This is a genomic window from Rhodospirillales bacterium RIFCSPLOWO2_02_FULL_58_16 (genome assembly GCA_001830425.1).
Lineage (GTDB): Bacteria > Pseudomonadota > Alphaproteobacteria > Rhodospirillales > 2-02-FULL-58-16 > 2-02-FULL-58-16.
On the sequence record MIAA01000032.1, the window covers coordinates 41,600 to 52,838 of the forward strand.

At 59.1% G+C, this 11,239-nt stretch carries 9 protein-coding genes and 1 pseudogene (1 of these 10 only partly in view); 5 read left to right on the plus strand and 5 right to left on the minus strand.

The window, feature by feature from the left end; translation table 11 throughout:
- The first annotated feature begins 9 nt into the window (after window positions 1-9).
- Window positions 10-927: a hypothetical protein gene (locus tag A3H92_10440; GenBank protein OHC74470.1), complete on the plus strand. Its 918-nt coding sequence runs from the start codon at window positions 10-12 to the stop codon at window positions 925-927.
- On the opposite strand, the gene A3H92_10445 is transcribed toward A3H92_10440, so the two are convergent.
- Window positions 924-2,621, minus strand: coding sequence for a hypothetical protein (locus tag A3H92_10445; GenBank protein OHC74471.1), 1,698 nt, complete (start codon window positions 2,619-2,621; stop codon window positions 924-926). The genes A3H92_10440 and A3H92_10445 overlap by 4 nt on opposite strands.
- Before the next feature lie 240 nt (window positions 2,622-2,861).
- On the opposite strand from A3H92_10445, the gene A3H92_10450 reads away from it, so the two are divergent.
- Entirely contained in the window at window positions 2,862-3,638 is a 777-nt protein-coding gene (locus A3H92_10450) for a hypothetical protein (protein OHC74472.1), read from the plus strand.
- Here A3H92_10450 and A3H92_10455 read toward each other — a convergent pair.
- Window positions 3,635-4,960, minus strand: a complete 1,326-nt coding sequence (locus A3H92_10455) for a hypothetical protein (protein OHC74523.1) — start codon at window positions 4,958-4,960, stop codon at window positions 3,635-3,637. The two genes, A3H92_10450 and A3H92_10455, sit on opposite strands and share 4 nt — an antisense overlap.
- 402 nt (window positions 4,961-5,362) lie before the next feature.
- Between A3H92_10455 and A3H92_10460 the strand changes: the two genes are divergently transcribed.
- Window positions 5,363-7,087: a hypothetical protein gene (locus A3H92_10460; GenBank protein OHC74473.1), complete on the plus strand. Its 1,725-nt coding sequence runs from the start codon at window positions 5,363-5,365 to the stop codon at window positions 7,085-7,087.
- Here the strand turns inward: A3H92_10460 and A3H92_10465 are convergent.
- A complete protein-coding gene (locus A3H92_10465; protein OHC74474.1) occupies window positions 7,062-8,411 on the minus strand; it encodes a hypothetical protein in 1,350 nt (449 codons plus the stop codon). The genes A3H92_10460 and A3H92_10465 overlap by 26 nt on opposite strands.
- Window positions 8,408-8,986 (minus strand): hypothetical protein, encoded by a 579-nt coding sequence (locus A3H92_10470; GenBank protein ID OHC74475.1) that lies wholly within the window; start codon window positions 8,984-8,986, stop codon window positions 8,408-8,410. Before A3H92_10470 ends, A3H92_10465 begins: the two co-directional genes overlap by 4 nt.
- Window positions 8,987-9,040: 54 nt before the next feature.
- Here A3H92_10470 and A3H92_10475 point away from each other — a divergent pair, with 54 nt between their 5' ends.
- Together A3H92_10475 and A3H92_10480 are read left to right on the plus strand one after the other, a co-directional pair.
- The gene (locus tag A3H92_10475) at window positions 9,041-9,820 is read left to right on the plus strand and encodes a multidrug ABC transporter permease (protein OHC74476.1); all 780 of its coding nucleotides are present in this window, start codon (window positions 9,041-9,043) and stop codon (window positions 9,818-9,820) included.
- A gap of 121 nt (window positions 9,821-9,941) precedes the next feature.
- Window positions 9,942-10,928 (plus strand): hypothetical protein, encoded by a 987-nt coding sequence (locus A3H92_10480; protein ID OHC74477.1) that lies wholly within the window; start codon window positions 9,942-9,944, stop codon window positions 10,926-10,928.
- 10 nt (window positions 10,929-10,938) lie between these two features.
- Here the strand turns inward: A3H92_10480 and A3H92_10485 are convergent.
- Window positions 10,939-11,239 (minus strand): annotated as a pseudogene (locus A3H92_10485) (hypothetical protein) (it continues 648 nt past the right edge of the window).

Here is an 11,239-nt window from a genome sequence, read left to right on the forward strand (position 1 = left end):
ACCAGGCCTTTGAATGATCGCGGCCCCATTTTCACCACCGTTTCCGTTCAGGAAATTCTGGACGAGATCGACCACGCCATCGGCGATCATATAAGCTGGCTGGCCGACTGGCATCGGGTGCTGGTCTGCCGCGAGGCGCCGTCGCCCAAAGACCTGGCCTATGACCCGCACCACCTGTGCCGCTTCGGAAGCTGGTATGTGAAAAACCAGCACATGGGTCTGGTCAATCAGCCGGCGCTTCGCAACCTGGCCAAGCTGCACCGCGATATGCACGACCGGGCCAAGGAACTGATGGAATCGGCCCGTGGCGGAGAGCCTCCGCCGCGTAGCGGATACGACGCCTTTATGGACCTGGCCAAGAACTTCATCGCCAGATCGCGGCGGCTTGAGAACGCCTTTGCCCAGGCGTCATCCGATCTCGACCCGCTGACCGGACTTAACAACCGCCAGGCCATGAACCGCGACCTGGACCGTGAGCATGAACGCCTGGGGCGGTCGGGGCGACCGAGTTGCATCGCCATCGGCGATATCGACTTCTTCAAGAAGGTCAACGATACCTACGGCCATGCCGCCGGCGACCGGGTGCTGACCTCCGCCGCCGACTGCTTCCTTACTCATCTGCGCCCTTATGATTCCCTGTACCGCTACGGCGGCGAGGAGTTCCTGTTCTGCCTGCCCGACACCGGCATGGCCATGGCGTTGACCGTGCTTGACCGTCTGCGCGTAGAACTGGCGGCCCGCGTCATCCTGCCGGAGAGCGGAGAGGAATTGAAGGTCACATGTTCTTTCGGCGTCGCCGAGATGTCTTCCGGCGCCGCCGTCAAACACACTATCGAGCGCGCCGACCAAGCCCTTTATTGCGCCAAGGACCAGGGCCGCAACCGGGTCTGCGGCTGGGACGGACCCGACGAAGTGGACGCGCTCTAATCCATTTTTTCCGACTCATCCGGGCGCTCATTGGGGGAGTGTTTCTCAAGCAGGCGCTCGACATGGGACAGATTTTTCTTGGCGGTGGCCGCCATTTTTTCGGCGCCGTAGGCTTTGTAGAAATCATAGGCCTTGCCGAAAGCCTCGGCGGATTCCCGCAACGGAATCAGGTCCTTCTTTAATTTGCCGAGCAGAAACAGCGCCGAACCGAGGTTGTTCTGGGTGGCCGCCCACAGCAGCGGCTGTTTCTCTTTTTTTCGCACTTCCAGCGCCGAGCGGCAGGCGTTGGCGGCCTTCTCCAGCACTTCCGGATTACGAAGCTGCTCGCCCAGCACCTGCGCCGCCTGGGCAAAGTTGTTCAGGGCTTCGGCCCAGAGCTGCGGCGTTTCGGAACGGGTGAAAACCTGCAGGGCCGATTGAAAAGCGGTCAACGCCAGCTTGATTCGCTCGGTGTCGCCGGCTATCAGGTCAAGCTTGTAAAACGTCAGGCCCAGACGGTTCTGGGTAGTCGCCCATTCACCGGGGTTATCTCCCTTGGTCAACACCTTCAAGGCCTCGCCGAAGGCGGCGGCGGCGGCATTGAGCGTTTCTTTGTCATTGGTGCGCTCACCCAGGGCCTGAAGGACTGAACCCAGGTGCTTATGGGCAATCGCCCAGTCAAAAGGCGACGCATTGTGGGATATTCCCTCCAGGGCCGCCCGGTAAGTTTGCGCCGCCATCTGATAGAGATCGAGAGAATTGCGCCTCGCCGCCTCGCCGGCCAGAACATTGCCGAAACACATTTTGACGGCGGAGCGTTCGCGTGTTGTCAGGCCCGGCGGCAGATGCTTGATGATCGGCATAATCGCCGCCAGGGATTCTGCCCGCTGCTCATTAAGCCCGACGAGCTTTTTTTCGTTTTGCGTCACGACGGCGGCAAGACTGACGGCAAGAAGAATCTCGGCAAGCTCCGGCCCGAAATTTGCGGGCAGAATGAGCGTAGCGGCAAGGCCGAAAAGCCCCGGCTTGTCCTCGCCCTCCGTTTCCGCCGGAATGAATCTCAGATATAAGGTCATGCCCGGTTCCGGGACTTCGCCCCAAATCAGAAGGTCCGCCCCGGATTGGGCCAGCCATTGGCGGGCAATAACGGCGGCGGACAGCAGTTTTTCCCGTGGAATCGCGGCGGTCGGCGATGTCCTGTCGCCGAGGTCCATGGCCGGAACCTTATTCAAGCGGCGCACCCTGACTCGCTTGCGGTTTCCCAGCGCGGCGACCAAATGATCGGTTTGATCCCCGGCGACTTCCCTGACTTCGCCGGCAAGAGCGGCAACCATGATTTCGATTCGTCCGGGATGCGCCCCGCCGTCTTCCTTTCCGAGAAGCCAGCGGAAGAATCCTTTCTTCGGTAAAACATTCTTTTCGACAGCCTGAGCCGGAACTTCAAAGACGGCGGCGGCGGCGGACGCCGGTTCGGAAATCGCCTTTATCAATGTCCGCCCGACGGCGCGCGCGGTAGAGGCGCGCAAACCGTTCGCCGTACTGTTTCTGCCGCCGAACGCCTCCCCCGGCCTGACTACGGCCAGTATGCTTTTTCCCTTGTCGCCGGCCCTTGATATCTCCACCTTGCCCTTGACGACTTCATAGGCTTGGCCACCGGAGTCGTTCTCCAGATAGATGACGTCCCCGTCACGGTAATCATGTTCAGGCTTGGTCAACCGGCGCCTCGAAATCACTCATGAGAAAAGTTCTCCGATCATGTTGCCCGTCATCGCCACGAGGGTCAACAACTCCCGAAAATCATTTTGTATTTCTGGACATAGGAGGCCGGTTGGGGGTAGATAGTAGGGAATTAATACGTCAGAGCGGGGTTAACCCGCCGTGTCCGCGTCTGGGAATTTCCGCTTTGCCTGTCCGGCCATGGCGGAGATTGCGGTTTTTAGCAGGGGAAGAAGTTCTTGAAAATTTTTCTTCAGGGATTGTTCGGCGCGTTTGCGCTGGGGACGGTTATGGGGGCGTTTGTGACGGGCGGCTATGAAGCCGAAGCCGCCAGTGGTCTTTATGATTTCAACGACGCCTTTCGCCGGCCCCATCCTTTCGCCGCGCCGAATGCGCCGGCGCAACAGCCCCAGGCGGCGCCTACTTCCGTCCTTCCCAAACCCGTCCTTTCCGAGGGCAAGGCTCCCGCGCCTCTCGAACCCTTGCCCAAGTTCGAACCATTGCCGGTGTTCGACCCTACGGCGGAAGCCCGGCCCGCTATGAAAGGCTGGAATTACATTTCCGAGCTTCGCCTCGGCGCCAACGTTCATGACGAGGGGCCGTTCAGCCGCAACAAGGAAAGCGGTTTCGACACCGGCGTGCAGGTTCTATTCATGTCGCCGGACTTTATGAAAAAGGTCTGGTCGCCCCGGCCCCACCTCGGGTTGAGCGTAAATTCGGCGGGCAACACCTCCCAGGCTCATTTCGGCATCACCTGGGAGTGGGATTTCTGGAAGCACTATTTCTTTGACTTCGGCTGGGGCGGTTCAGTGCATAACGGCGAGAAACGCACTTCCGAGCAGGACATGAAGGAACTGGGCTGCAAACTCCTGTTCCGCGAGGACTTTGACCTGGGATACCGCATGGCCGGTCATCATAAAGTGATGTTCCACTTCGACCATATCTCCAACGCCAAACTGTGCAGCACCAACGAGGGGCTGGAGAGCTTCGGCCTGCGCTACGGTTACGAGTTCTAGCCGCCCAGCAATTTCGTCAGCGCTTTTTCCACATCGGCAAAAACGTCTTCCCAGCGGCCGGGCCGACTCTGGCGGAACAGCCTGTCGCCGGGATACCACGGGCTTTCGTCACATTCCCCCAACCAGCGCCAACCGGCGGAAAACGGCAGCAGAACCCATACCGGGTGGCCCATCGCTCCCGCCAGATGAGCCGCCGCCGTATCGACGGTAATAATCAGATCAAGTTGAGAGATTATCGCCGCCGTGTCGGCGAAATCATGGATGCTGCCTCCCAGGTCGGCAACGAGAGGACCGTGGGCGCTTTCGGCAAGCTGCCCGGCAGCCTCGCCCTTTTGCAGGCTGTAAACGGCGATGCCCGCCCGGCTCAACAATCGCAGCAACCCGTCAAGCGGACACGAGCGATGGCGGTCATAGGCATTGGCGGGGCTTCCGCTCCAGGCGATTCCCACCATCAGCCGCACGCCCTTGGGAACGGGGATATGAATATCGTGATTTACCGGCCGGCTTAAATAGGGGATATCGGCGGGAATCGTCGCCATAGTGGTCTTGAGTATTCTGGGCAGCGAGAGCATCGGCGCATAGACGTCAAAATCAGGCAATGCGTCGCCTGTGGAAACCACTTTGTCCACGCCCGGCGCCGTCAGGAACAGGCGCGCAAGTTCCGGTTGACACTCAACCACGACCGCGCCGCCTTTTTTCTTTACCGGCAAGGCGTAACGAATGAACTGAATCATGTCGCCGAAAGTCTGCTCCTGATGCAAAAGAATGGTGCGCCCGGTCAGGTCGGAGCCGTCCCAGAGAGGCTGCTTGTACCGGCGCGGTCGGTTGCCGGGCAGTTTCCACCGCCATTCAAACTCGACGAATCCCTTTTTATACTCCCCGATGCGAAGCAGGCTGAGGGCGTGGGCGTAGCGGCAATCCACGAAGTCCGGCTTCATCAGCAGCGCCTTTTCAAAGCAGGAAACGGCGCTGGTCGCCTGACCGAGATCCCTCAGCGCCAGACCCATTCGGTAAATCGCCTCCGGCAACAGAGGCTTCATTTTCACCGCCCGCTGATGAGCGATCAGGGAGGGGCCGAGATGGCCCGCCTCCCTTAGCACGTCGCCGAGACATGACTGAGCGCTCGGATCATTGGGCTGAATGACCAATGACTGCTTGTAACAGGCGATGGCGGCGTCAAGCTTTCCCTGTTGGCGAAGCGCCGCCGCCATGCAGTTATGCGACCCGACATGCCTGGGATTAATCGCCAAGGCCCGACCGTACCCCTGCACGGCGTCCTCAAGCTTTCCCTTATAGTGTTGATCCAGGGCCGCCTTGAAGATTTCCTCGGCGCCGCCTTTCGGCGGCTCCTTCGCCGTTCCCTTCGCCGCCGCCTTGACCGCCGCCTCATGAGCCTTCCTGGCGGCGACAACCATGGCCGGCGTTATTCTAAGAAGGCCTTGCCGGTTTGCCGCATCCATGGATGATTTGTCCGCTGTCATGCCGTCTCCCGATTGTCAGCTTCTTGGTAGACTTCTTTATCGCAAATGCGTAGGCATCTTCAATCACGATCACTCTACGCCCCGGATATTTATAACGAATTATCGAAATCTTTCACATAATCATTGCGTTATGTGTATAAGAATCGTGTATGCTTCCGGATAATAAAAATAATCGGCGACGGCGTTAATTGAATTCGGGAGACATATCGTCATTCCGTGTTTATAAGGGGGGGAGCGCTTCTTATGACTGTAAAAACTAAACTTATTGTTATTCTATCATTGCTGCTGATTGTCATTGTCGGAACGTCTTTTCTGACATATGTGCAGTTGAGCGCGCAAATTCCGCAGCTTGAGGCGATGCAAAAACAGACCAACACCGTCGCCACGGCCAACGTTCCCCTTCTCAGCACCGTCAAGCAGGTCAAGTTCCATGTAGTTCAGGTGCAGCAATGGCTGACCGACATTTCCGCCACTCGCGGCCTGGACGGCTTGAATGACGGCATCGACGTGGCCGCCGAGCAGGCCGGCTTGTTCAAGGAACAACTGGCCAAGGCGCAATCCCTGGCGGTTGAATTGAAACTCGCCGAAGTCACCACCCTGCTCAAGCAGGCCGAGACTGATTTCCCGCCCTATCATGAGACCGGCATACGCATGGCCAAATCCTACATTGCCGAAGGACCGGCAGGCGGCAACAAGCTGATGGAGGAGTTCGACGGAGTCGCCTCGCAGATCGGCGAAACCACCGACAAGGTCACCGAAATAGTCGGCGGCATTACCGACAAGACAATGACCAAACTACAGGGTCAGGCGCAGGAAGTGGCGGCGGCCAACGCCGCCTTGATCAGTTCAGTCATGGTCATCACCATCATCGGCGTAGTCATCGCCTTGGGAGGGGCCGTTTATCTCTTTACGGTGATCGGTTCCAGTCTTGACGGCCTTGAGGCCGACATCAAGGCGGTTGCCGCCAAGGATTCCGGCGCGGTGATGAGGCTGGACTCTTTGCGCAGTGATGAATTCGGCGTAGTGGCGCGCGCCCTCGCCGATTTCAAGGAAAAACTTGCCGAAGCGGACACGATGAAGCGGCAACAGGAAGAAAACCAAAAGCGCGAGGTGGAAGAACGGCGCAGAATGAGGTACGCCATGGCCGACAACTTCGAGGCCAGCATCAAGGGCGTAGTTCAGGTGGTTTCCTCATCGGCCACCGAGTTGCAGGCCTCGGCGCAATCCCTGTCCGCCATATCGAGCCAGGTTAAATCCCAATCGGCAACGGCTTCTTCCGCTATCAGTCAGGCCTCCACCAACGTTCAAACCGTGGCTTCGGCAGCCGAAGAACTGACCAGCTCCATCAGTGAAATCAGCCGTCAGGTGACCCAGGCTTCGGAAAGCACAGGCAGGGCGGTCAATGAAGCCACCGTCGCCGACGCAAAAATTCAGGGGCTGGCCACCGCCGTCCAGAAGATCGGCGAGGTAGTGGAACTGATCACCGATATCGCCGAGCAGACCAACCTGCTGGCGCTGAACGCCACTATCGAAGCGGCGCGGGCCGGCGACGCCGGCAAGGGCTTTGCCGTTGTCGCTTCCGAAGTCAAGAATCTGGCCAGTCAGACGGCCAAGGCGACCGAGGAGATAGGCAATCAGATCAGCGGCGTTCAAGGGGCGACCGTCGAAGCGGTTACCGCTATCCAGGGCATCAGGAAAATCATCGACGAGATCAATGAGGTGGCCGCCGGCATCGCCAGCGCCGTCGAGCAACAAGGCGCCGCCACTCATGAAATCTCCCGCAATGTCCAGGAAGCGGCAACCGGCACCCAGGACGTATCCTCCAATATTACCTCCGTCAATATGGCGGCCGGAGAGGCGGAGAGAGGCTCCAATGAAGTGCTGGAGGCGGCGAACAACCTGGCTCAGCAGTCGGAAACGTTAAGCGTCGATGTGGACAAGTTCATCTCCCATATCCGGGCGGGGTAACCGCATTTAGGGCGTGGGCGATTTCCCTGAACACTTGTTCCCAATCGCCGGCGGAGTCTTGGCGGAACAGGCGCATGGAGGGGTACCAGGGACTGTCCCGGCGGTCCATCAGCCATCGCCAGTCGGGGCAGCGCATCAGCGCCACCCATGCGGGGCGTCCGAGGGCGCCCGCCAGATGGGCGACGGCGGTGTCCGAGGCGATCACCAAATCCAGGTTCTCCATGACGGCGGCGGTATCCTCGAAGTCGTGACAACGTGAGCCGATATCTTCTATCACCGAACCCTCCAGTTGCTCCGACCCATATCCTTTTTGCAGACTCAGCAACCGCACTCCCCGCAACGTCTGAAAGTGCGTCAGCGGGATCGAGCGTCCCCGGTCGGCGGCGCCCCTGGAAGTTCCCTGCCAGGCGATGCCGACCCGCAACCCCGGCTTATCGGATAATTCCCGGCGCCAATAATCAATCTTGTCGGGGGAGACCTTCAGATATCGCGTCGGCGCGGGAATAGTTTCCAAAACAGTCGCCAGCAGATGAGGAAGGCTGAGCAATGGGACATGCAGATCGAACGGCGGCAGGGTCTCGCCGCCGGCCGCCGCCTGATCGACGCCGTCCAGACTGCGGCACAAACTCTTCAGCGCTCCCTGCACGGCAAGGATAACGCGGGGGCCGAAAGGTTTGAGAAGCGACGCATAGCGGCAAAACTGGATGGTGTCGCCGAAGCCCTGCTCGCCGATGACCAGCAACGTCTTGCCGGCGATGGGGCCGCCGTCCCATCGGGGCTGTTCAAGGCGGCTGCCCGGCATTTCGATCTCGGGGAGGCGGGACCGCCATTCGTACTCGGCGAAGCCTTCTTTCATCTCGCCGTTCAGCAGCAGACATTCCGCCAGATGGACATGGCCCTTGATGTAATCAGGGTCAATAGCGACGGCCCGGCGGCAGGCGGCGACGGCCTCGCCGACGCGCCCCTGTTCCTTCAGCGCCAGGGCCAGATCGTTATAACCGCCGGCGTTGCCGGGAGTGAGTCCCAGCGCCCGCCTGAACATGACCTCGGCGTCAAGCGGGCGATTGACCATCCTCAAGGCGTGGCCGAGGCTGACGGCGGCGGAAGCGTCGCCGGGGTCGGCGTCCACGGCCAAGGTGAATAAGGCGACGGCGGAAGGGAAGTCCCGGCAGCGGAAAGCATCGTCGCCGATCATGCGGCGGACTTCGCCCAGAGCCGGGTTGTCGCCGAGAATCTGCCGGTAAAGTTCCTCCGCCTCGATAAAGCGGCGCTCATCCTGCAACGTCTTGGCGCGGGCCGACCGTTGTTGCCGGTCTTCCGTCATATTTGCCCGGTCTCTACTTCTTCTTCCAGCTCCAGCGCCGTTTCGGCGTCGATTACTTTAACAACCATGTCGTAGCCGAAACCGGCGCGGGCCAGCGCCGCCATATCCTTGTCGCGCAAAGAGGCGCGTTGGTTATTCGGTCGGAAAGGGCCGAGGCGCCGGCGACGGGCCAGGATCACCGCCGCCGCCAGTTCCGGTTCATCCGTTTCATCCGCCAGGGCATCCACCGCCGCCCTGATGATTTCATCATCCAGCCCCTTTTGCTTCAACTTGACGAAAACAGTGCGCCGCGAGGCGCCGCGACGGTGTCGGCTTCCGGCCAGCGCCTCGGCATAGGCGAGGTCGTTCAACAGGCCGTTATCGATAAAGCGCCGGATCAGGCCGTCCACCATTTTTGCGCCTTCATCCCTGTCGGTTCCGTGGAAGCGGGCCGAACGATCCACCCGGCGCATCATTACCCGGCGAAAGTTGGCCGATGACGAGGCGAACCGCTGAAGGTAATAGACGGCGGCGTTCTCCAGCGACTTGGCCGTCACCTTCCTCGGTTTGTGCTTTTTTCGCGGACTCTTTTCCATGGCGGCATTATATAGTAGGCGGACGCCTAATTAACTAAAACGTAGACAGAACTTATGAACGGTCTCAGATATTCAAATTGGATCGGGCTGTGGACGCTTTATGTGCGCGAGGTAAGGCGCTTCATGAAGGTCCATACCCAGACCATTCTAGCCCCCATCGTGACGACGCTGCTGTTTCTGGCCGTCTTTATTCTGGCGTTGGGACGAGACGAACAAACCGTAGTCGGCGTCCCCTTCGTCGAGTTTCTGGCGCCGGGGCTGGTGATGATGGCGATTATCCAGAACGCCTTCGCCAATACTTCTTCGTCCATCGTCATCGCCAAGATACAGGGCAATATCGTCGATACCCTGATGCCGCCGCTGACCGCTCACGAGTTGACGCTGGCCATCGCTTTCGGCGGGGTGACGCGCGGCATTATCGTCGGCGTCGCCGTCGCCGCCGTCATGAGCCTGTTCGTGCCGATGCATGTTCACAGTTTCGCCTTCGTCCTGTTTCACGGCATGGCGGCGTCGTTGATGCTGTCGCTGCTGGGGCTGATCGGCGGCATATGGGCCGATAAGTTTGACCACATCGCCGCCGTCACCAACTTTATCGTCATGCCCCTGTCGTTCCTCTCCGGCACCTTCTATTCCATCGAAAAGCTGAGCGGCGTTTTCCATGCCGCCGCCTTTTTTAATCCGTTTTTCTATCTGATCGACGGTTTCCGTTACGGGTTCATCGGCCATGCCGACGCCTCGCTGACGGTCGGGATAACCGTTATGTGCGGCGTCAATCTCGGCCTGTGGATACTGTGCCGTCGGATGTTCGCAACCGGCTATAAATTGAAGGCTTAGATTTGACAAAGTATCGTGACGAAAGTTCCGGGAATTGAACGGGTCTGGACTATACAGGTAAATTATAGTATACGGTTACGTTGATTTTTCCTTTTCAAATGTGATCATTCCAGCGGATTCAATGTTGTTTCGTTTCCTCTCCTTTATTATTTTGACTGTTATATCGCTTGTTTTCGGCGACCGGTTTATTTCCGCCGTTGCCGCCGAAATTGAGTGCAACGCTCTGCTGGGAAAAACCTTGAAAAAAGGGGAAAAACCCAAGGTCACCTATGATAAATCATGGGGGATCGCTTATGTGGAGTCTTCGGAAGGAACCTGCAAGGAGCCGATAGAGGTTTGGCGGGGCCGCCGTCTTGCCGACATCCCGGTCAAGACGGTGGATGAAATGCCGCCGTCGGAAGGCGGGGCGCATGAGGCCGGCAAGGCGCCGGTAAAACTTGCCCCGACCGCCAAATCATCTTCCGCCGCCGTTCCCGCCCCGCTCAAATCCAAACCCAAGCCCCCGCCCTGCGACAAGGAACTGGAGGACTTTTGGAAGGAAGGGAGCCATATCATCAATGGCGTCGGCTACTGGCTGTTCAAGGTCCATACCGTTGACATTGATAACGACGGGGTGATTGACGACATAGGATTCAGACTCAAGGCCCAGGGCAAGGAAGACCTGGTGATGAATTATTTCGGCGGCGCCGACAACGTTCCGGCCAAATCCTTTCCGTCGCTGAAGCTGGCCGATGAAAGCATGATATCAAGGATTTGCTTCGGCTTCGCCAATTTCAACGATCCGACGCCGCCGCAGCAGCCGCAGCAGACGCAATCGGCGGAACAAGCGCCGCAAAATCCCTTTCAGGTTCCCGATCTGGCCGCAGAAATGAAAAAAAAGGAAGGGGGGGACAAGAAGGAAGAAGGCAAGCCCGAAGCGCCGTCTGAAACATCAGGCTCCGGTTTCGGACTCGCGCTTTGGATCATAATCGGCGTTGTTCTTGCCGGCGGCGTCGGCGGTGGCGGCTGGTATTTTGTTACCCACGCTCACGGCAAGCGCAAGAAGCATAAACGGATCAATAAAAGGTTCGAGGAATCCTCCGACAACGGCGATAACAAGGACAGTTGACGCGACGGCGCTACCGGCCCAGCCGCCTGCGGATTTCCGCCGCCACTTCATCCGCCGGGTTAAGAGGAGGATGGGTCCAGTCTTCCAGGGCATCGCCCAGCGGGCGGGCATAGCCGCCGTTAAACAAGGCCTGATGGAGTCGGGCGTGCTTGCCGGTTATCAGCGCTGCGGGCGCGTAGAGGTAGACGGGGACCGGGGCGGCGCAGGCTTCGCTGCACATGGAGACCGAGTCGCCGGTGACGATGACGGCGTCGGCGGTGGCCAAGTAGCCGACATAGGGATTCTTGCCTTCATCGCCCCACCGATAGACA

What these genes read in the sequence shown, in the direction of transcription:
- A3H92_10460 (OHC74473.1), top strand. Translation starts at nt 5,363, where the DNA reads ATGACTGTAAAAACTAAACTTATTGTTATTCTATCATTGCTGCTGATT.
- A3H92_10475 (OHC74476.1), top strand. Translation starts at nt 9,041, where the DNA reads ATGAACGGTCTCAGATATTCAAATTGGATCGGGCTGTGGACGCTTTAT.
- A3H92_10480 (OHC74477.1), top strand. Translation starts at nt 9,942, where the DNA reads ATGTTGTTTCGTTTCCTCTCCTTTATTATTTTGACTGTTATATCGCTT.
- A3H92_10465 (OHC74474.1), bottom strand. Translation starts at nt 8,411, where the DNA reads ATGACGGAAGACCGGCAACAACGGTCGGCCCGCGCCAAGACGTTGCAG.
- A3H92_10470 (OHC74475.1), bottom strand. Translation starts at nt 8,986, where the DNA reads ATGGAAAAGAGTCCGCGAAAAAAGCACAAACCGAGGAAGGTGACGGCC.